Genomic DNA, 19,986 nt, shown 5'->3' with positions numbered 1-19,986 from the left:
ATGGATCCGGCACGCTGTGGCCTTTCAGGTGACGCCCCTATCCAGTTTAGTGATGATGTTTCGCAGCATAACAAGGACATGATCGATCTCCTCGCAGGTGGTCTCGCGAGACAACGAGAAGCGGATCGCGCCGCGCAGCAAATTCGAGGGTACGTTCATCGCTCGAAGCACATGCGACGGCTCCATGGAACCTGACGCGCAGGCTGATCCGATGGAGGCGGCAACGCCGGCGCGATTCAAATGATGGACAATAGCTTCCCCTTCGAGGTGCCCGAAGGCGATATTCGACGTGTTTGGCAGGCGACACTCGTCGTCGCCGAGCACCACGCAATTGCCAAACTCAAGAACGCCCTGCTCCAGCCGGTCGCGCAACGCGGCCATTTTCAGCCCGTCCCCACCGAGTTCCACGGCAGCAAGCTCTGCAGCCTTCCCCAACCCGATGATACCGGGTACGTTCTCGGTGCCGGAACGTCGGCGGCGCTCTTGCGGCCCGCCGAATATCAGCCGCCTGAACTTAGTGTCCTTGCGCACATAGAGCGCGCCAATCCCTTTTGGACCATGCAGCTTATGGCCGGAAAGCGACAGCATGTCGATATCGGTGGTCTTCACGTCGATAGGCATTCGCCCCACAGCCTGCACCGCATCAGTGTGAAAGAGCGCGCCAATGGACCGCGCCATTGTGGCGAGGACCTCCACGGGGAAAATCGTTCCGGTCTCATTATTGGCCCACATGATGGAGACGACTGCCGTGCGCGGGGACAGCGCACGGCGATAAGCATCGATATCGATTCGGCCAGAGCAGTCGACGGGAACGAGATGACATTTGTTGCCGCGACGGCCGAGTTCGTCTGCGAGCGATAGCACCGCCGGATGTTCGACAGTCGTGGTGACGAGTTCGTCGCGTCGCTCCTGCACGGCAAGTGCTGAGAGAATCGCCGTATTATCCGATTCGGTACCGCCCGAGGTAAATACGACCTCGTGATCAAAGGCTGCACCGATCAGCGCCTGCACGCTCCTGCGAGCCTGTCTTATGCTTTCAGCGACTTCGCTGCCTACAGCATGCGCCGACGAGGCGTTGCCGAATCGTTCGGAGAAAAACGGCAGCATCGCCGAGACAACGGACGGATCCGTTCGAGTCGTTGCGTTATTGTCAAGGTAGATCGCTTGCACCTTACGCCTTCGTTAGTGTTTGGCGTTGATGTGTCCCGCGACAGGGAGGGACCAGACGAACGAACTTGCCAAGCCGTTCAACGAGGCGTGCCTGGATGCCTTCCAGAGTAGCACTCGCAAGTTGGCAGAAAACGCAGGCGCCCGTGAGCGTGACCATGATCTTGTTGCCATCGATTCCGACAAACTCACAACATCCGCCGTCATGCTGCGGATTTGGCCGGACTTCATCGAGCACAGCGCGTACGATCTGCTCGAATTCGGCAGGTCTTGCGACCTCCGGCCGGCCCATTTGTGCGGTCTCGACAAGCATTGTTCGAGGTCTTTCTGTGCTAACTTGGTCCGAACGTGGCACTAGCTAAAGGACTTGCCGCATGAGCAGCTCGACTTTGCGTTGGGATTGCTGAACGTGAAACCGGAGCCTTCCAGCGCCACCACAAAGTCGATCGTCGTTCCGGCAAGATGCTCCTGACTGTTGTTGTCGACAAACAGCTTGATGCCGCCTCGCTCAATCACGGTCTCATCGGGCTTTGGCTCGTCGGCAAGTCCCATCGTGTATTTGAATCCGGAACATCCGCCAGCTTCGACCATTATCCGCAAGCCCGTCATGGGCTTCGCCGCCGTAGAGATCGCGCTCTTCAACGCGTTCTCCGCACTCTTCGTCAGTTCGATCATCGTTATCCCTCACTACCGCGCCAGTTCGGGATGAGTTGGGCAAGTCCCATGCCAGCGATTACACCGCTGACAATGCTGGGTTTCTGCAAAATGTCGCGTGACTGCCTTGTAAGGCGTGTCGGGATTGCGACACAAGGCTTTAAATTTTTGGAAAGTCTGGCGCGACATCACCGCGCCGCCAACTACGCATGTCTGCCCACATCGAAGACGGCACTTCTCTGACCTTTTCCGCATATGTGAGGACGGCAAATAATTTGCATAGGGCACGCGAGACTACGTGCGACATTTGCCCCGCCACATCAAACGAGGAGGATTTCATGACGTCGATCGACAACACCGTTTTTTGCCGACTCAATAAGGAAGGTCGGTTGCTAAATGCGGTGCTGAAGGGTGACACAACGAAGCCTGGCCGCTTCGGCTTCCGCGGCGACATTGCGCTAAGGTTCCAAGCTCAGCTCGCAGACGAGAAGCGTCCGCCCGACTATTCGATCGAACAGGTATTGACGGTCGCAGACGAAGGGCAGACCACGATCCCGGTACTGGCTGGCTACTTGCATTCTTTCGAATATCTTGCCGATGTCGTAAAAGTACTGGACGGCGATTTAAGCCCGAAGGGCACCTATTTCATTTTCTGCAACAACATCGATCTGCTGGCGAAATATCGCATCAAGTTCGGCGACATCACATTCCACGTGCTGCCATGTGACGAGTCGACGGTGTGGAAGGAGATGATGGATCTCACGGGCGTCGATAAGAACGACATCAAGAAACTCGATACTGCCGGCAAGCTCGATCATCTGCTCGATGCCGCCAAGAGCGTCGATGCCTCTTATGCCGAACTCTCCTACGAGGAGGGGCTCGCCAAGATGCAGCCAGTAAGGAACCGCAACGAGAACCGTCCCGTCTAACTTCGCGCCCGATCGCATCGCTTCTTCCATCCTCCTAGGCCGTTGGCGGGGTGGTGAGGGACTTGTCCGCGGGGCAGACAATCTAAAGAAGACAATTGCGAAAGCATCAGCAGACCCATCCGCCATTGTGCTACGACCCCGAGCAACTTTCTACGTGGTCGATGTTCGCGGAACGGACACCTCTCTTCGAGGCGGATGATCGCGTGATTTGGCAAAGCGTCGCACTTGGAAGACCGGGCCATATGTGGGTTGCTACACAGGAGGCAGAATAGAAATGGCAACGCTTGTCAAGACCACCCAGGACGGCCGCAAGCTCGAGGTACTAGGGCTGGCAATCCTGCTCGGGGGCAAGCTCGAAGCTAATGAGCTCATGGAAGTCAAGGATCATCCTTACCGCCGAGCGATCCTGTCCGCAGTACCTAACGCGACCCACACGGCCGGCCGCGTCCCGTTGACGCGCGAGGAAGCAGAGATCGTTCTTGCCGCCTTCAAGGAAACCGAGGCTGATATGCTCGCCAATCCCGTCGCCATCCACGAGCGGTTTCGCATTGCTGCGATGATGAAGGCACGTGAAGAGGGGATCGAGTAGCAGGAGTAGTGTTGACTTTTTTCTGCAACTCGCAGCGTCATATCTGCGTGGAGCTGGCTTCAAGCGCTCCAAGTGCAGAATCCCCCGCGTCATCGGGAATTTTCACAGATAGGCGCGGGGAAGACGGTGAGAAGCGCCAAGATCAAGTACCCGCGTCTAGAGCGCCATCTCCCGACGCTCAAGCAGGAATGTGCCGCACTCCTGGCGCACCGATGGCCGCACTCATGCAGCTTCTTGCGAAGCCGCAACCACACCAGCATGAGCGGTGCAGCTCATGCCGCGACGCGTAGAAGCGCCGTATAGTCGCCAGATTGAAACAGTTACGCCAGGTACTGGACGATTCCATCGGTGGGCGCCAGATTTTCGGCGCCATTTCGTGCCGCCAGTCGCATGGCCTGCGAACTTTCGCGCACTCCACCAACACTCGCCAGTTGGAAAATCGATCGCCAGAGGCAGCGCCTTGCGAAACGTCATCAGGCCCTCGGATCTATCAGCGCGCCCTTCAGCCGTGATGCGGCCCGGTGATAGTCCGCCATAAGGAGAGATCCGTCGGCCCCGTGCGTCCACGGTTCTCTCAAACGCGGATTCCGCGACGGTGGCTCGGCCGGCGCCGCATATCGGCAAGCCATCGCAGCGGATCGTAGATGCAACGAGCCACCGTTGGAAGGTTTCTGCAATCTAACTTTTTTGTATGCCGACCCGGCGTGTACGGAGACCGAAATTGAAGACTGATCAGTCTTTGAGGCTCTCGTGGCGCAGATCATCGAGCTTGTCCGCAGCTTCGGAAAGGGCGCACCGCTGCGCGTCGGTCAGAGCCTGCCGCAGCGGTCTCGGAATACGTCCCGCGAGCAGATCGTCGACATAGCGGGCTGACGCGCGCGCCGAGCGCGCCCGCCGCAAGCTACATGAAGGTTAAGACGGCGATGGAGCGGGGTTCGGCGCCGCGCATAGCAGCATCAGGCGACCGTGTCTCCGGTGTCAACAGGCTTGCTCCGCTGCAGAAGATCCAAGGGTCTTTACCGCTTCTCTGTTCGCGATGGTTAGCCTGAAGCAGCTGAAGCGTGGGTCTGGCAGTTGGTCGGACACACCCGGGCGCAGGCGCCGCAGCCGATGCACGCTCCGTTATCGTTTAGCACCATGACCTTCTTCTCGACCTCGTCATCATCGTCTTCGAGATCAATCATCTCGCCGTTCTCGTTCATGCCCTTCAGCATCATGACCTCGCGGCCACACACCTTGTAACACCGGCCGCAGCCGATGCACTTCTTTGGATCGATGGAAACCAGATACTTCGGATTCCAGACGCGGCCGTCGCGCGTTGCAAATGACATGGTCACGATCCGTATGCTTTTTCCCGCGCCTTAAGATCCTCGCGCTTACGCTCGAGCTCGTCGAAGGCGTCGTGGACCTTTTGGGCAACACTTAGGATCGAGGTCCAGTTGACCGGCAATTCCTCGGCGAAGTCGTGGAGATCCATCTTTGCCTGAGTGGCTTTGGCCGACAGCTTCTTGATCTCGGCCTTCAGTGCCTCAAGATCGCTCATTCGTCACCTCAGTAATTCGCGACTTCCGGAAAACTGCGGATCATCTCGATTCCGCTGTCGACATATGTGTCACCGTCCTTGATCAGCTTTGAGAGAGTGTCAAAGCCGAAACGATGCACATCGCGCAGTTGCTTGTTTACGACAATGAGCCGTCCACCGATTAACACTATGCGGCCAAAGCCCTCATGGTGCATTTTCAGCATCGGCGAGATCATGACGCCGGTACCCTTCTCAATAGACACTGCAACGGCGTTGAAGAACAATTCCAGCCGCCAGATCGTGTCCGGATCGGGATCGCCGACGATGGGTAAGGCACGGCGCTTCTCCCGGTCGAGAACATAGGGCTCAAGCAGCTCGAGATCCTTCTTGCCTTCCCAAGCGCCATGCCCGTCCTGGGCGCGCCAGATCTTGACGAGCTCCTTCACAAAGGGCGCCTCCGCCTCAGAGCCGGGTTGGATCAATTCAGCCGCTTCAGTCATGATTATCTTCCTCAGTCCTCGAAATCAAACGAGCGATCCCCTTCCGTAGCGAGCACTTTGCGCAACCAAGGTGGCGGCGAGCCTTTCAATACACCTTCAAGCTTGATGCAAAGATCGTCGATCGCTTCAGGCTGGCTCACCTTGATCGGATGGATATTACTTGCGACGACGCGAGCGGCGCCGGAGCCGCCGATAGCAGCAACGTAGAGGATGGCGCAGTCTTTGATGGCTTTGACCTTCGGCGCCAGCTTGTCCTCATTGCCATCTTCGTTGAGTTCACCATCGAACTGAATAACCTCGACCAAGCGGTGGCCCTCGGGTCTGACATCATAGATGGCGATGTTTTTGGCCCAACCAAAATGGGCATCGACGTGCTTCAGATCCTGGGTGGCGAATGCGACTTTCATCGGCGTATTCCTCTCTTCCGTCAATCCAGCCGCGGCAGAACGACATGCGGGCCGTTCTAAGTGGTGCGCCAGGTGTCCGGCGTCGGCTGGCGGTTGTCCTCGCGATCGGCAACGATGAGATTGGCGAGTGCAAAGATGAGCTCGCGCGTGCCGCGATAGCCGACCGTCATCTGGTAAGCTGCGCCAAGGCGATCGAACATCGGAAAGCCGGCTCGGAAGAACGGAATGTTCAACCGCGCCGCCGCCTGGCGACCGTGCGAATGGGAGATCAAGAGATCGCAGTCCCGCGCCTTGGCAAGGTCCTCCAGATCTTCCAGATCGCCGATGACGACTTCTCCGATCGCCACGCGTTCGAGCACAGAAGACGCTGTTGTCGTCACCGCGGCCGTCACCTGCACGCCCATCTCGTAGAGCATGCTGGAGACGTCGAATAAGAGGTCGGGCTCCGCCCCGATGGCGAGCTTTCGACCGCCGATATGGAAATGCGCATCCAGCATGGCGTCCGCGAGTTGGCCACGCTGCCGGCGATATTTCGCGGGCACGGGCCTGCCGCTGATTTCGCTCACAAAAGCGATGAATACATCGTTGGGGACGAGGCCACAGACACGCTCGAACAGCCGGAACGGCACGCCCGTCTTCGCCTGCATCGCCTCGGCTGCGCACCTCATCTGGGCTCCGATTGCGATGGTCCAAGCCGCCTGCCCCATGGTCGCGATCTCGTCGACCCCGATCCCACCGATCGTGGTCGACGTGAACTCGTCGGGGATGTGACCGTCGAGTGAACCGGCGATGTCTGGGAGGAATGACGGCCTTAGCCCGAAGTCCTCAACAATCGTCCGTAGCTCGTCAAGGTCGCCGGGGGTGAGATGGCAGCCAGGCAGGACATTAATGCGCGAGGGATCGCGCGGTGCGGCCGCGTCGACAGGTTCGACAAGCACCTCAACCATTCGCGCCACGGTCTTTTCCCAACCATCCTGAAACGCCTCCTTGAAATCCGGCGTCGATACGTAGACGAGCGGAAGTTTTTCAAGCTGCGGATGCTTCTGCCGAATGAGGCGAATGAAGGCGTCGACGTCGTCGCCCTTGGTCTCGGTGACACCGGTCGAATTGATGCCAATAATTTCGGGGTTGGTGCGGTTGTAGATGTTGAGAATAGCCTGCTCGACATTCTCGTATCCACCGAGCACGGTCGCAACCTCGCTCATTGCGGTAGTTTGCAGCGGCACCGCCTCCTTGAAATGGCGGACAAACAGGGTCAAGCCGAATGATGTGCAGCCTTGAGAGCCGTGTAGGAGTGGCATGGCACCCCGAAGCCCCAGGAAGGCAAAGGAGCCACCGATCGGCTGGCTCATCTTCAGCGGATTGATCGAACAAGCCTTGTTGGAACTGGTAACGATAGCCATGGCTTGGATTCAGCTTTGCCGCCCCTACTCCGCCGCCTGCGGCATGGACGCGCAATGGGCGGTAACGTCCTGGATGGTTTCCTTACTCGCGCGGCAGACGCTGGCCCCTGTGCGCGGCGCGGCTCCATCGACAATTGTCAAGCGGTGGGCGGCACCGGCGTCTTTGATGACGCGGCGACCCACGGCCTCGCAGGAGCAGGGTCTCTTGACGGGGCTGGCCTTTTCGACGCGGAGCGGCTTCGGAGCAACTTCCGCGGACCGGACATCCATCTGCGCAAGCGCCTTGGCATGCCAAGTGAGGTCGTCATCAATCCACGGCGCAGGATTACGGAGCTGATCCCATACCGGGTTGTGCAGCGCCTTATCGATCTCTTCGATCAGCTTCACGATGCCGACATACCCCATATAGGCGTAGCAGCGCTCCTGATTGATATCCAGCCATGGTGTCGTAGCCTTCAGGGCGACAAACTGTGACTTTCCGCCCGAGAGCATGATGTCGGCTTTTGCTTCTTTGAGCATCTTGTACATTTCACGCGGCGCCAGCTCCTCAATCATGTGTGCATCATGGCCCATCATTTTCTGGATGCGCTCCTTGTCCTCCCTGGTTGATTTTTTTACGGAAGTACCGACGATCTCAAGCCCGACCTCCTGCAAAGCCGCAACGACAGACCACGATTTCACGCCGCCGGTGACGAGCAGCACCTTCTTGCCAGCTAGGCGTGGCTTGAAACACTCGATCGCAGCTCTGGCCTTTGTTTCCTCGCGAGTGACTGCGGCCTCAGTTCGTTCCATCAACTCGGTCGCTGCGCCGCGCTCGATCAACATGTGCGCGATCTTGCGCAGCGATTCGCTTGAGTCCTGAATCCCGTAGAAGGAGCCCTCGAAGAACGGGATCCCGTAGCGCTCCCTCATCTTGCTCGCAACATTGATCATGGATTTGGAGCACACCATCATTGCGGCGCGAGCCCGGTGCGAGCTGGCCACCTCACGATACTTCCCATCGCCGGATATGCAGGACAGGATGCGAATGCCGAGTTCGTCCAGCAGCGGCTTGATCTGCCAAAGCTCGCCGGACAAATTGTACTCGCCGATAAGATTGATATCGTAGGGCGTGACGAAATCTGGCTCCTGCGTACCGATCACGCATCCCAGCAGCGCTTCGCCGGCAAGCTTGTTGCCGAGATTCTTCGAACCAAGAAAGCCCGGCGAATTGACAGGAATCACGGGCTTGCCGAGCTTCGTCGCGGCCACCTTGCAAACCGCATTGATATCGTCGCCGATCATGGCTGGAACGCAGGTCTGGTAGACAAAAATCGCCGCCGGGTCGTACTTCGCGATGATTTCCTTTATGGCTTTGTACAGTCGCTTCTCGCCGCCGAATAGGACATCAATCTCTTGCATATCAGTCGTGAAGCTCCGCCGCCAGAGATCGGAGCCTGAGGAGGCAGAGCCGCGATTATCCCACGAGTTGCCTTCGCACGCGATCGGACCATGAACAAGATGAGCGACATCAGTAAACGGCTGCAGCGCAATCTTAGCGCCATCAAATGCGCATCCTCCGGCGGCTCCGCCCGGCTGCAGCTGCTTGGTACAGCCTTTCTTGCGCACAGCCTGCGATTTGTTGGTGTTCTTGGCACAGTCCGCCTGGTTGAAGACGTCTTGGATGGTAGCCGATAGCGAAGTCACAATTTCTCCTTCCGCGGACGCTTCTAGTCCGGCCAGGGTCGACAGGCCGGCTGATGGGCTGATGCCCTGCATTCCCACCTCACGACCGCGACAAGCTGCATGAGGCATAGACACGCTCACCTCAACGAATTATGTCGAAGCTGTAATCGGTTTTGCCCACAACGTTGGTGTTCCTGTCGATCTCTTCAAAGATCTTGTCGAGTATCTTCACCAGCACATTCATACCACCCTGATAACCCCATACCGGATAGCGGTGATGATGGTGCCGATCGAACACTGGAAAGCCGATGCGGATCAGCGGCGTGCCCGTGTCGCGTTCCAGGTACTTTCCGTAGGTGTTACCGATCAGAAAATCGACCGGCTCGGTGAACAGCAGCGAACGCATGTGCCAGAGGTCCTTACCCGGATAGGCATGACAGTCTTTGCCGAATTGCGAACTGGCGAAGAGCGCCTGCATCTTATCCTCCCAGCCCTTGTTGCCATTGGTTGAGAGGACGTGGGTCGGTTCGGAACCGAGCTCGAGCAGAAAGGCCGCCAATCCATAGCAAAGGTCGGGATCACCATAGATCGCGAACTTCTTACCGTGAATGTGCGCGCTGGAATCCGCCATGGCGTCGACCAGACGACCGCGTTCCCGTTCGAGGAGTTTCGGAATCGCCTTACCGGTTATCCGCGACAGCGTCATAAGGAAGTCGTCTGTCGCGCTGACGCCGACCGGATGGTTGAACGCAACGACTTGCTGACCATGGCTCGCGATGAACGGCAGCGTTCTCTCCGTACAATATTGCTGCATGGAGATGGTCGCCTTGGCGTGAATAGCATTCGCGGTGTCTTCCAGCGTGGTGCCGCCATCATACATCCGGAATTCACCGTCCGTTGGCGTATCGAACACGTCACTGTTATCCGCCAGGATCGTGTACCCAATCCCCATCAATTCGAAGATGCGCTTTACTTCGCGAATATTGCCTACGGTGTAGCCGTCGAAGCCGCCGATGAAGTTGATCTTCTCGTTCGGCTCGCGCTCCAGTTTTGGCTCAGCCCGGGCCTTACCGTCCCAGAAATGCTCGATAATGCCTTTCAGGGCGTTGTCATAGCCAGTGACATGGCTACCGACGAAGGCTGGCGTGTGAGCGAAGGGCACGTCGAACTCGGCCGGCACCGACCCCTTCTCCTTCGACGTCTTGATGAAGGCGTTGAGATCGTCGCCGATCACCTCCGCCATGCAGGTAGTCGAGACCGCGATCATCTTCGGTTTGTACATGTTGTAGCTGTTGGCGAGTCCGTCGATCATATTATTGAGACCGCCGAATACGGCTGCGTCTTCGGTCATCGACGAGGACACACATGAGGTCGGCTCCTTAAAGTGCCGCGACAGGTGGCTTCGGTAGTAGGCTACGCAGCCCTGTGAGCCATGGACAAAAGGCAACGTGCGCTCGAAGCCGACCGAAGCAAACACGGCGCCTAATGGCTGGCACGCCTTGGCCGGATTGATAGTGAGTTCCTCGCGTGCGAAGTTCTTTTCTCGATATTCGGGTGTCTTGGCCCACTCGCGGATACGCTCGATCTCCGCGGGATCATGCGCATTCTCGAAGAGCGCTCTCTTGTTAGCCAGCATCTGCTGGTATTCCGGACCTCGGAACAGCTCGAAATGATCGAGCACGTTTTCGGCGTTCTGTGGCATCGTGGCGTCCTTGTTGAATTCCTGTTCGAACGACTGGTCCGGCTTATTTATTCCGCAGCCATCAGGCTTGGACGCGGGGTGTCCTTCCAGGGCGCCCTGGTCTTCTTCCAGATCGGGGAATTGATTGCCATGTCCATGTCGCGGGCGAAGATCGCGAACCCATCGTATCCATGATAAGGACCCGAATAGTCCCAGGAGTGCATTTGCCGGAACGGCACGCCCATCTTCTGGAACACGTACTTCTCCTTAATGCCGGAGCCAACGATGTCGGGCTGCATCTTCTCGACGAAGCGCTCGAACTCGTAGCCAGTGACATCGTCATAAATCAGTGTACCATCCTTGACGTAATGCCGGGCGGTGCGCTGATAATCGTCGTTGTGACCGAACTCGTAGCCAGTCCCGATGACCTCCATACCGAGGTCTTCGTAGGCGCCTATCACGTGCCGAGGGCGCAGGCCACCAACGAAGAGCATCACGGACTTGCCTTCAAGGCGCGGCCGGTACTTGGCGATGACGGCATCCATTAGCGGCTTGTATTTCACGATGACGCGTTCGGCCCCGTCCTTAATCTTGTCGTCGAAGAAGCTCGCGATCTTGCGCAGTGACTCCGCGATTTTTGATGGACCGAAGAAGTTGTACTCGCACCAGGGAATGCCGAACTTCTCCTCCATGTGGCGAGAGATGTAGTTCATCGAACGATAGCAGTGTAGGATGTTAAGCTTGGCCTTTGGCGTCGCCTCAAGTTCGGCGAGGCTGCCGTCGCCGGACCACTGCGCAATCACCCGCAGACCCATCTCCTCCAGGAGAATGCGAGAGGACCATGCGTCGCCGCCGATGTTGTAGTCGCCGATGATGGCGACGTCATAGGGTGTTGGTTCGAATCGAAGCTCCGCCTCTGAGGTGATCTTGTCAAATACCCAGTCGCGTACGGCGTCGTTGGCGATGTGGTGGCCAAGCGACTGCGATACGCCACGGAACCCTTCGCAGCGCACCGGCACGATGGTCTTGCCATCATACTCCTTCGACTTGGCCCTCGACACTGCCTCTATGTCATCGCCGATCAGACCGATGGGGCACTCCGATTGGACAGTGATTCCGCGGTTGAGCGGAAACAAGGTCTCAATTTCATCGATGACCTTGGCGAGCTTCTTGTCGCCGCCGAAGACGATGTCCTTTTCCTGAAAGTCGGAGGTGAACTGCATGGTTCCGAAGGCATCGATGCCGGTGGTACCAACATAATAGTTGCGCCGCGATCCCCAGGAATACTGACCGCAACCGACCGGACCGTGGCTGATATGGATCATGTCCTTTATCGGACCCCACACCACTCCTTTCGAGCCGGCATAGGCGCAGCCTCGAATGGTCATCACGCCCGGGATCGATTTGAGATTCGATTTGACACCACAGTCGGGCTTGCCAGCCTCGTGCACGTTGAGGTGCTTGGCACGTCGCTTTGCCGTCTTCTCCGGATAAACTTCCAAAACTTCGTCGATCAACTCCTTGTTGCGGGCCTTGATCTCTGCAACGCTCTGGGTGGATGCCAGGCTCATACGAGTATCCTTCTGATTGTCTCTGCGCTTTACGGACCGACGCTTCGTCGAAACTGCCGAATGTGAGGTCCGACCTCAAGCCGAGAGAGCAGCAAGCTCTGAAGCGGTTTTGCCGACCTGGCTTTCGTCGATCTGCTTCATGATGCCGTGCTCCATCAGCATGTCCTCAAGCTCGTCCATGCTGATCGGGGTCGGGATGATGCCATTGCCGCCATTGTTATGGATTTTGGTCGCGAGATTGCGATAGTGGTCAGCCTGCTTGCAGTCCGGTGCATATTCCAGCACCGTCATGCGGCGTAGCTCGGCGTGTTGGACGACGTTGTCACGGGGCACGAAGTGGATCAGCTGGGTGCCGAGCTTCTTGGCGAGTGCTTCTGCCAGCTCCAGCTCCTTGTCGGTCTGCCGCTCGTTACAGATCAAGCCGCCGAGCCGCACGCCGCCGGAATTGGCATACTTCAGAATGCCCTTGGAGATGTTGTTGGCAGCGTACATCGCCATCATCTCGCCGGACATGACGATGTAGATCTCTTGCGCCTTGTTCTCGCGTATCGGCATCGCAAAGCCGCCGCAGACGACGTCGCCGAGCACATCGTACGACACGTAGTCGATATCCTCATAGGCGCCGTTCTCTTCCAAGAAATTGATCGAGGTGATGACGCCCCGGCCGGCGCACCCCACTCCCGGCTCCGGACCACCGGATTCGACGCAGCGAATGTCTTTGTAACCGACCTTCAAGACGTCCTCGATCTCGAGGTCCTCGACGCTGCCGGCGCTTGCCGCGAGACTCAAGATCGTGTCCTGCGCCTTGGCGTGCAGGATCAAGCGGGTCGAGTCCGCCTTCGGATCGCAGCCGACGATCAGGATCTTGTGACCCATCTCGGCAAGGGCTGCGAGCGTGTTCTGCGATGTCGTCGATTTGCCGATACCGCCCTTGCCGTAAAACGCGATTTGTCTCAGTGAAGACATGCTGTTCTCCATCAACCGATTGCCGATATGCATAATGCGCTTCGTCGTGATCCCATCGCGCGGTTCGCCGCCTTTGCAGCTAATGGAGATACAAAGGCCGACAGCCGCGCCGCTTGAGCAATGACTTTTGCAACGAGCGTGCCAGTGCCTGCTCGCGAGGAAAAAGCGGTGTAAATGGAGATAGATACAGGCGCAGATGGGCTTTGTTGCAAGTCCTACATCGGCAAGTCTCAAGGCGTGTGCGTCGCACTCGCCTGTCCGAAACACGGCAAACCTTGCTTTACCCGGCTAGCGAAATCGGCAGTTTTCCCTGCGCAAACGGCTAATCACATCACGGCCCAGAGCTTGCTTGATGCCTATCAATCAATGATATCGAGGATATCATGCAGCATACCGAGGTCTACGCGAGGACAGCCCGTCCGGCCGTCTTCCTGATCGAACCTGAGCAGGTGGTACGTTCCGCGCTCGAATATATCCTGCGCGAGCGCTATGGGACACATGCTTTTGCCTCCATGGATGAGGCAGTGGCCTCGCCCATGAAAGCTCCCGCTGTGGTGCTGATCGGCATTGCCATCCTGCGCGACCGAGGCGAGGAGGTCCTGGCGGAACTGAGCACGGTGTTCGCGACGACCAAGATCTTGCTCGTAGCGGAACGGATTTGCGATCCTGTCGCGCAGGCTGGGCTTAAACAAGGCGCCCATGGAGTCATCAGTAATCCAATCTCCTTTGATTCTGTCTGCGATGCCGTCCGGGTCGTCTTGGGCGCACCGGACTTTCCCGGCGCGCCATCGCGTCTCGTTCGTGTCGCGTTCGGTTAGGCGCTTCTTACTCGGCTTTGAATGGCGCCGCCTGCACCAGTTCGGGGATGCTTGCGCTCAGCATGAAACTCCGCCTCTCCTTGAAGGTTCTGCCTGCGGACATTCGGTCGAAGGGCCGGTTCGCCCTGCCTTTTTCGCGCCGACGATCACCAGCGTCGTGGAGCTCGCACAGGGAACCCCCAGCTTCTCCCGCGTCTTCCGGATAGCCGACTTTCTCTTATCGAAATCACGAGATGGTCTTTTCGGCTCCGTGTAGTCTGTCCTGAGACGTGACTGTTGGAATAGTCGACGTGCGCCCGGGGCGACGGGTCATGGTCAGCCGGTAGCAACATATCTACGCCATTACATGCAACCGGGCGAGCTCGTTCCTGCGGTACATTCCTCAACCGTCCGACAGACCTTCTGTCAAGACCTCAAACTATGCGATTGGTCAAAATCCTTCACGCTCTCACTTCGACGAATTTGCAGGCCGCGCGTGCATTGCTGCGCATGCGAACCAATGTATCGGCGCGATACTGCCTTCGTCTTCGGTGTTTATTGGCCCGGCGGCCCCGTGGCATTGAACGCATTTTCAAGGCTGTCCGCAAGCTGCGCACACGCTGCTCGACGATTCCGCGTGCATTACCGACAATCACCGACCTGTCAGCGGCGGAATGATCCGTTCGAAATCCTCAGGCCGGGACACATGTGTCTTCGACTGGACAGACCACCGCACACTGCGGTGTATCGCAGTGCCCCTCGCACTCTGTGCACTTTTTAGGATCTATCACATAGGTATCGCGCTTTAGACTGATCGCGCCGTTCGGACACTCGAACTCACATGCACCGCAAGCCGAGCATTGCGAGGCGACGATCTTGTAAGCCATGAATTGAGACTCCCAGGAGTAAACGATGTCGTTGTACTTCGACAGCTGCCCTTCAAACCTCGTGCCACATGCGAGAGATCGACCATTTGGCACCAATCTATGAGAGGCGTATCGTCGCGAGCCCATGGCACGCCACATCCGCGACGGTCCCATAACAACTATTTGGCCTAAGGCGTGTAGCCGTTCGGCCACGACTCCAACACGAGGAGAGTGCGGCCGTCCCATGTTCGGTTACGCCACACTCGTGCTCTCGCCATGGACCGTGGCTCATGCAATGAGCCTCAATTTCCTCAACTTCGCCACTCCGCTTTGTTGCGAGGCATGTGGAAGGTCATACTCAGCCTGTCTTCTTACTGACAGTCTCTTGTCGCCCTCGCCGGATTGTTCTCCCAGTTTACAACATTGGAATTGATGCTGCACGGCAGGCCAAGAGATCTTCCGCCTAAACCAGCACGATCCAAGGATCCGTTTGCGTATCTGTCCGCCAATATCACACGTGCTGTCCGCCATTGATTGGCACTTCCGCACCGGTGACGTAGCTCGCAGCATTTGAGCAGAGAAAGAAAATAACCTTTGCGACCTCGTCCGGCGTACCAACACGATGAAGCGGTATAATTGGTGCCAGCTTCGCTTCGGTTTCCGGCGAGAGGATGTCGGTCTTGATCTCGCCTGGCGCGATCGCATTGACACGAATTCCGAACGGAGCGTAGTCATGAGCCATCTCCCGCGTGAGGCAGGCGAGCGCGGCCTTGGATGTCGCATAGGCAGTGCCGGCAAATGGATGCACCCGAGTGCCAACGATTGAGGTGACATTGACAATCGAGCCGGATGCCGCTTTCAATTCTTCGAACAAGCCTTGAGCAAGGAGAATCGGCGCGAGCAAATTGACGTGAAAGACGCTCATCCAAGTTCCGATGGACGTCGTCTGCGAATTCAGCCGACTACCATCCGGCGCCTTTGGAGAAATGCCAGCATTGTTGATCAGCGCGTGAAGCGGCTCTCCGTTGAGCCGCTTCTTAATCTCGACAATCGCACGCGGCAACGCGCGATGGTCGCTCAAGTCAACCTGCACGTGGTTACTGACGCCTAATTCCCAGGGACATCGACGGCTATCGAAAGGCTGTCGGGAACAGGAGATAATTCGCCAACCAGCTTCCGAGAACAGCTTACCCGTAGCGTGGCCAATGCCGCGCGAGGCGCCTGTCAGTACGAGTGTCTTCCTTCCGTCCCGCCTCGTGTGCGAGCTGACATCGTGAAAAGGACAGAGTGCATGATTTGGCGCAGAGGACGACTCAACTGCACCGTCTCCATCTAATCCGTGAATGGACAAGCGAGCTCCTTTAGGACATCCAACATCTTCGGCAGGACGTTTTGCGAAATCCGGGCCGAGGGCGGCAACTGCAGGATTGCCCTCTCTCTTCCGAATGTCGGCTTAAGACATCTTCGTTGATTCTCTGCAAAAGCTCGTGGCCTTTCAGAACTAACTGCGGTGCCGAGATCGGCACACGTAGCGACCGGAGCTGACAAGACGATGTATTCTCGGCAGCATTGGTTTGAAATTCGGCTTTCTGTTTGAGGCCCCGCGACGTCACTCGCGAACCAGACAACGCAGCTGCGCCCAGTTGCAAGCTTTCACGCACTGGGTTCGCGATCAACCGAGGCGCCCGGCGCACTTTGCCGTCTTCGTACGTAAAATGCGCCGGGTCCCACCTCTGCACCATCAGTACATCCGTGATGATGCTATCCTGACAGAAGCGACTAGCGTGGCAAAACTGAGGCCCTGGCTCTGCAGAAGCGAAACATACTCCATGCGAGCACTTCGAAAGACATTAGAATCGCGCCTAACGTCAGCTTGCATGCTCTGTTTTCACGGCAAGACGACTGCCTTCGAGCAATGACGCAAACGCTGCTCATACTTTCGATCCACAGCAATTCCGGCAAGCTAGACCTTTTCCATTCTGAAGGCACAAATGGCTCGCTAGATTCTCTCTCGCGTGCGTTAATCGCCGATGGTCACAGCTTGAAGAGAACAGTGGTCAAGTATGGCGCGGCCTTTGTTTCACGCATTCTTATGTCGCTCAATGCTCTCGATGACCTGATCGGATCAAAGTGCTGCCAAGATCGCGCACCGAGGCAACGTCGATACTCATGAGAACATAAACGCGGCACCTCTTGTACCTTATCTCGCACGCAGTTTATGCTGCGGAACTAGAGCGCGCTACTGAACGATAGGAGGCACCTTTGTTGCTTCTAGATCGATCCTTCGGATCATTAGCCGTCGGTGTTCCGCCCGCAAGAGTCCGGAGAACGGTCATGGGAGATCACATCAAACACGTAGAGTACATAGCCGTCACAATGACGAAAGCGCGATGCCAGCGCGGCATATGCGAGCCCGAAGCTAGCAAAGAAAATGGAGACCAAGATGAAAAGGAGAGCAACACTCTCCTCTCTTCCCCACATGCACAGTGAACACGCCATATAATCGAGCCACCTTTGGCTGTGTCGGAGACGCCTACGATGCGATCTACAACTTGACGCTACGTGCGATTCAAGCTCCGTCGGCCCTCTTGTGTAGAATTTTGCAGAGACAACACCCTTAACCGATTGGCCAGCCTCAGATTTGCCAGGTTGCTTGATTGATTTGAGGGAACATTGTCAGAATGCACTGACGATGTCTGGCGGACCCGGCGCGCTCTTCCTGACGAAGTGCGCCGGGGCGTTTCGTTTTCTTCTTGCGGCGTCCTCCCGCGCCCCAAGGAGTAAGATCTTGCGGCGCAGTGTTGCCCGATAAGAACTTGGAAATTGTCACGATCTGCAGGTTAATACGATCAGCTCGCTCGACATCCGGGCCGCGCCGTGCAATCATTCCCCGGATTTCCAGCAACGAAGAATTCGGGCCGCCTCAACTCACCGCGAGCACTGACCGAATAGGCTGACCTTTCTGTCATCGTCCGTCATACTCGGCCCGAGCGTCAGATGTTTCACGACTCGCACGACCTGCTGAATTTTTCGATGTAATCTTTCCCAGATCCACATGGAAATATTTTCTGCCATAGGGTTCTCCAGGCCCTCACCTCCATTCAGACATCAATGATCAAGTACACGTAACTATTTCGGCAAAGGACTTCCCAAGGTCAGAAACAACTACGACAAATTCTGTAACCGGATCTATCGGCCCAACGACCTGCAATTCAGTTCGATAGGATTGCCCATGCATGCGGCTGCACTTGTGTGTGGCCGGCGTCTCCGGGAGGCGGTGGGCCACCTCGAACCTGAACGCTTGCGATATCTTCATTCGCGCTCAGATGCTTCCCTGTCATATTTCCGATGCGAACACGTCCAACATGAGCTCAGGTAAGTTCCGCAATGAGCTTCGCCATCAGTCGATACTTGCTGCCTTGGCACAGGTTTCGCGTGAAACGATCGGAATCGCACCTGCACGCGTCGGATACTCGAAGGTGCCGCCCGCTGAAGCGTAATCCTTACAAGTGCGACGCCCGAGAACGATGTCCATAGCCTCAATGTTGGGGATGTCGGTTTCGCGCAGCGCTGGCATCAAAGGCTTGCGGGCTAGTGCCGCCTCTTTGTAGGGTTCCAGTTCCTCTTGTTTGCGTCGGACGCGTTCGTTTTGCCGTTCTTTCAGCGCGGGCATGACCTCATCGGCAAACAGCTCGCGTGCTTCGCAGATATGTTCGCGCTTATTTACCCCACATTGCTGAATGAAGATCATCTGGTCGATACAGACATGCGCATAACTTATCAGATGGTCGCAGACGATCTGGGGGCGTCCGATGCTACCTGAGTCTGCTGTGTCCTTGATGTCGTCCTTAATAGCTTGGAAGCGTCGCCACAACTTCGTGCGTCCAGGACGATGTGCGCCACATACCGCATAATGTGCGAGCGAGTATCCGAAGAACTTGAAACCCTCGATTCCACGACGCATCGCCTCTTCTGCACTCTCATGAACCATCATACCGTTGAGTGTTGCAATATTGGCGTTGACCGAATGACCGATTGGCACACATTCGTCAGAATTGATCATCTCATAGTATTCGTCGCGCAAACCCAAAGACCAGCGCTCCCACCCTGTGACGCGCGGCTCGCAAAATGCTGTCGCGCCGTGAGCACGCCATCCAAAGCAGTGGATGCGGGTTCTGTATCGGTTTTGGCACAATGTTACGGGGCGGCATTGTGAAGAATTGCCGTTCGTATCCCGGATACGACACATCATCATTATATTGGCGGCCTGTTCAACGCCTTCCTGCCACATGGCATTCTTCTGCTCAGGCTCTATCCTAAATCCATCTCAATTAGCGAGGCGGATTCTCCGGTCCCCCACTCAACGTGTCCTCCAGAGATCAGATCGAGCGTCGCGAGGCGCTCAGTTAGCCGCGCGGGATGATTATGGCGGGGCGGGGAAGACAAATGCGTGGCCAAATGCGAATATTCTTTGTACGCTGCGAAACGCCACCCAAGAAAGACTTCTGGTGCGGACGAGTGGGAGTACTCCTTGAGGAAGTGGCGCTCAACTTGCCAAATATAATTGAATCCGATTCGATCAGCGAGCTCGATCTGTTCCAGCGCGTTGCTGAACATTTTCTGTTCGCCACCATTTTCGCAGGGCTGCGGCAATTGGTGCTCGTAGAACACTCCAAACTTCATCTGCTTTCCTCTATGGCGGAGTAGAGCGGCTTATATTTTTCGGACGCGACGCGCATTATCGCGCGGTCGATCGACCAGGGGCACCATGTATCCCTCATTTCTTGGTTGAGACCGATTGGCACAAGATTCATTTCAAGACGCCCGGCTGCAAGGCCGCTCGGAACGTCGAGGTCTGGCAAGGCATCAACCTTGCTCATCGAACTCCGTCGCCGGCGGCTATAACGTGGCCATCGTCGTAATGGTCGTTTTCTGCTATCGAGCAATCGGGGTGCCAAGTCTGCGAGCCACGATTGAAAGGGAGACAATGATGTGCGTCGTTCGGACGGAACATTCTCGTCCTAATGTCGTGTTTCTGACATGGGCATCTCCAATGCAAGCATGACCAGACACGAAGACCAAAGGGCGCTTTCCGACAAATTTTGATGCGCGCTCTTACGCCAGAAGCGGCGGGGTGGGTCACGATTGCAATTACCCATCTGCTTTCCAGATGGGCGGGATGGGGAAGACGCTGATTCTAAACGTACACTTGGGCGCAGCTAGACGAAGCGTTGTCGAGATCGCGCCAGGTGAGTTCCAGGAGAACCGC

23 protein-coding genes are annotated in these 19,986 nt (G+C 56.9%); 4 read left to right on the top strand and 19 right to left on the bottom strand.

Annotation, left to right across the window (positions count from 1 at the left end; all coding sequences use genetic code 11):
* Positions 1-24 precede the first annotated feature (24 nt).
* From nifS to NLM15_RS07565, 3 genes are read right to left on the bottom strand one after another with little or no spacing between them, the layout of a single operon-like run.
* Positions 25-1,170 (bottom strand): cysteine desulfurase NifS, encoded by a 1,146-nt coding sequence (nifS, locus tag NLM15_RS07575; protein WP_254116375.1) that lies wholly within the window; start codon positions 1,168-1,170, stop codon positions 25-27.
* Between the two features lies 1 nt (position 1,171).
* On the bottom strand, positions 1,172-1,480 hold the full coding sequence (locus tag NLM15_RS07570; RefSeq protein WP_254116374.1) for a NifU family protein: 309 nt from the start codon (positions 1,478-1,480) through the stop codon (positions 1,172-1,174).
* A 41-nt stretch (positions 1,481-1,521) separates the two neighbouring features.
* The gene (locus NLM15_RS07565; RefSeq protein ID WP_254116373.1) at positions 1,522-1,842 is read right to left on the bottom strand and encodes an iron-sulfur cluster assembly accessory protein; all 321 of its coding nucleotides are present in this window, start codon (positions 1,840-1,842) and stop codon (positions 1,522-1,524) included.
* 317 nt (positions 1,843-2,159) lie between these two features.
* On the opposite strand from NLM15_RS07565, the gene NLM15_RS07560 reads away from it, so the two are divergent.
* From NLM15_RS07560 to NLM15_RS43475, 3 genes are all read left to right on the top strand, one after another.
* The gene (locus NLM15_RS07560) at positions 2,160-2,750 is read left to right on the top strand and encodes a hypothetical protein (RefSeq protein ID WP_254116372.1); all 591 of its coding nucleotides are present in this window, start codon (positions 2,160-2,162) and stop codon (positions 2,748-2,750) included.
* A 274-nt stretch (positions 2,751-3,024) separates the two neighbouring features.
* On the top strand, positions 3,025-3,339 hold the full coding sequence (locus tag NLM15_RS07555) for a hypothetical protein (RefSeq protein WP_254116371.1): 315 nt from the start codon (positions 3,025-3,027) through the stop codon (positions 3,337-3,339).
* 750 nt (positions 3,340-4,089) lie between these two features.
* Entirely contained in the window at positions 4,090-4,212 is a 123-nt protein-coding gene (locus NLM15_RS43475) for a hypothetical protein (protein ID WP_256565393.1), read from the top strand.
* Positions 4,213-4,379: 167 nt separating this feature from the next.
* Here NLM15_RS43475 and fdxB read toward each other — a convergent pair whose 3' ends face one another.
* The 9 genes from fdxB to nifH form a co-directional block, all read right to left on the bottom strand.
* A complete protein-coding gene (fdxB, locus tag NLM15_RS07550) occupies positions 4,380-4,670 on the bottom strand; it encodes a ferredoxin III, nif-specific (RefSeq protein ID WP_254116370.1) in 291 nt (96 codons plus the stop codon).
* Between the two features lie 2 nt (positions 4,671-4,672).
* Entirely contained in the window at positions 4,673-4,882 is a 210-nt protein-coding gene (locus tag NLM15_RS07545) for a CCE_0567 family metalloprotein (RefSeq protein WP_254116369.1), read from the bottom strand.
* An 8-nt stretch (positions 4,883-4,890) separates the two neighbouring features.
* A complete protein-coding gene (locus tag NLM15_RS07540) occupies positions 4,891-5,361 on the bottom strand; it encodes a NifX-associated nitrogen fixation protein (protein ID WP_254116368.1) in 471 nt (156 codons plus the stop codon).
* An 11-nt stretch (positions 5,362-5,372) separates the two neighbouring features.
* On the bottom strand, positions 5,373-5,768 hold the full coding sequence (gene nifX, locus NLM15_RS07535; RefSeq protein WP_254116367.1) for a nitrogen fixation protein NifX: 396 nt from the start codon (positions 5,766-5,768) through the stop codon (positions 5,373-5,375).
* A 56-nt stretch (positions 5,769-5,824) separates the two neighbouring features.
* Complete coding sequence (gene nifN, locus NLM15_RS07530) at positions 5,825-7,171, bottom strand: nitrogenase iron-molybdenum cofactor biosynthesis protein NifN (protein WP_254116366.1); 1,347 nt, start codon at positions 7,169-7,171, stop codon at positions 5,825-5,827.
* 24 nt (positions 7,172-7,195) lie between these two features.
* Positions 7,196-8,857, bottom strand: coding sequence for a nitrogenase iron-molybdenum cofactor biosynthesis protein NifE (gene nifE / locus NLM15_RS07525; RefSeq protein WP_254124170.1), 1,662 nt, complete (start codon positions 8,855-8,857; stop codon positions 7,196-7,198).
* A 121-nt stretch (positions 8,858-8,978) separates the two neighbouring features.
* Positions 8,979-10,538, bottom strand: coding sequence for a nitrogenase molybdenum-iron protein subunit beta (nifK, locus tag NLM15_RS07520; RefSeq protein ID WP_254116365.1), 1,560 nt, complete (start codon positions 10,536-10,538; stop codon positions 8,979-8,981).
* Positions 10,539-10,585: 47 nt separating this feature from the next.
* Positions 10,586-12,088: a nitrogenase molybdenum-iron protein alpha chain gene (gene nifD / locus NLM15_RS07515; protein WP_254116364.1), complete on the bottom strand. Its 1,503-nt coding sequence runs from the start codon at positions 12,086-12,088 to the stop codon at positions 10,586-10,588.
* A gap of 75 nt (positions 12,089-12,163) precedes the next feature.
* On the bottom strand, positions 12,164-13,054 hold the full coding sequence (nifH, locus tag NLM15_RS07510; RefSeq protein WP_254116363.1) for a nitrogenase iron protein: 891 nt from the start codon (positions 13,052-13,054) through the stop codon (positions 12,164-12,166).
* 383 nt (positions 13,055-13,437) lie between these two features.
* Between nifH and NLM15_RS07505 the strand changes: the two genes are divergently transcribed.
* Positions 13,438-13,872 (top strand): response regulator, encoded by a 435-nt coding sequence (locus tag NLM15_RS07505; RefSeq protein WP_254116362.1) that lies wholly within the window; start codon positions 13,438-13,440, stop codon positions 13,870-13,872.
* Positions 13,873-14,543: 671 nt separating this feature from the next.
* Here NLM15_RS07505 and NLM15_RS07500 read toward each other — a convergent pair.
* The 7 genes from NLM15_RS07500 to NLM15_RS07470 all read right to left on the bottom strand — a co-directional run bounded on the left by NLM15_RS07500 (position 14,544) and on the right by NLM15_RS07470 (position 19,597).
* On the bottom strand, positions 14,544-14,738 hold the full coding sequence (locus NLM15_RS07500) for a 4Fe-4S binding protein (RefSeq protein WP_254116361.1): 195 nt from the start codon (positions 14,736-14,738) through the stop codon (positions 14,544-14,546).
* A 490-nt stretch (positions 14,739-15,228) separates the two neighbouring features.
* Entirely contained in the window at positions 15,229-16,062 is an 834-nt protein-coding gene (locus NLM15_RS07495; protein WP_375166933.1) for an SDR family NAD(P)-dependent oxidoreductase, read from the bottom strand.
* Positions 16,063-17,352: 1,290 nt separating this feature from the next.
* On the bottom strand, positions 17,353-17,604 hold the full coding sequence (locus NLM15_RS07490; RefSeq protein WP_254116359.1) for a hypothetical protein: 252 nt from the start codon (positions 17,602-17,604) through the stop codon (positions 17,353-17,355).
* A 228-nt stretch (positions 17,605-17,832) separates the two neighbouring features.
* On the bottom strand, positions 17,833-18,033 hold the full coding sequence (locus tag NLM15_RS43920) for a 6-pyruvoyl tetrahydropterin synthase family protein (protein WP_375166816.1): 201 nt from the start codon (positions 18,031-18,033) through the stop codon (positions 17,833-17,835).
* 84 nt (positions 18,034-18,117) lie between these two features.
* Entirely contained in the window at positions 18,118-19,008 is an 891-nt protein-coding gene (locus tag NLM15_RS07480) for a hypothetical protein (RefSeq protein ID WP_254116358.1), read from the bottom strand.
* Positions 19,009-19,028: 20 nt separating this feature from the next.
* On the bottom strand, positions 19,029-19,400 hold the full coding sequence (locus NLM15_RS07475; protein WP_254116357.1) for an LLM class flavin-dependent oxidoreductase: 372 nt from the start codon (positions 19,398-19,400) through the stop codon (positions 19,029-19,031).
* Positions 19,397-19,597, bottom strand: a complete 201-nt coding sequence (locus NLM15_RS07470; RefSeq protein ID WP_254116356.1) for a hypothetical protein — start codon at positions 19,595-19,597, stop codon at positions 19,397-19,399. The genes NLM15_RS07475 and NLM15_RS07470 overlap by 4 nt, the downstream gene beginning before the upstream one ends.
* Positions 19,598-19,986: the final 389 nt, after the last annotated feature.

It is taken from the genome of Bradyrhizobium sp. CCGB20, from assembly GCF_024199855.1.
In the GTDB taxonomy this organism is placed as follows: domain Bacteria; phylum Pseudomonadota; class Alphaproteobacteria; order Rhizobiales; family Xanthobacteraceae; genus Bradyrhizobium.
The sequence above is the reverse complement of the archived record's forward strand: the minus strand, read 5'-3'. Positions and strand labels throughout refer to the sequence as shown.